Genomic DNA, 581 nt, shown 5'->3' with positions numbered 1-581 from the left:
AACGTGCTCTGTTCATGGCATCGAGTTCGAGTTTGACCGCTTGAACATCTTCGGGATTTAGTCGGTCACGATGGGTACTCAAGTACTCGTTTACTGAGCGTTCGATTTTCGCTTCGTCGCCTTCGTTAATGATGCGTTTCAACGCTTCAACGCAAAGTGGTTTTTCTGATGCTGACAGTGGTTCTGTGGAAGCAACAGGACGCTTTTTCCAAATTACGAATGCAATTGCGGAAGTAAGAATCCACAAGCCTGCAAAAACAAAAGTGAGTGTGTGCCAGAGTTTATCGCCGCCATTTTGTTGGGCAGGAGCTGCATTTGAAACGGTTGGTATAGGAAGCGCGTTTTCAGGTAAGGTAATCAAGCCGGCATCGCTTTGTTCCACATTCAGTTTCAGCTCAGACAAGTTTGCCTGCTTTGCTTCATCGCTTTTACTGTCCCACCAATTCAGTGCGTAGCCTGGCAGCGTGAATTCGCCAGCTTCTGTTGGGATCAGCACTTGCTTTACCGTCATGATTACCGTGCCATCTCTTGCTGTGTCGAATTGAGGCTGTTCAGGGTAAACGCGGAAGGAGTTTGGGTAA

The 581-nt window shown here is 47.7% G+C and carries 1 pseudogene; it reads right to left on the bottom strand.

From position 1 onward, the window contains the following. A pseudogene (locus tag R7044_RS26875) lies at window positions 1-581 on the bottom strand (protein BatD); the annotation flags it as partial.

It is taken from the genome of Vibrio sp. 1402 (assembly GCF_033340275.1).
The sequence above is the reverse complement of the archived record's forward strand: the minus strand, read 5'-3'. Positions and strand labels throughout refer to the sequence as shown.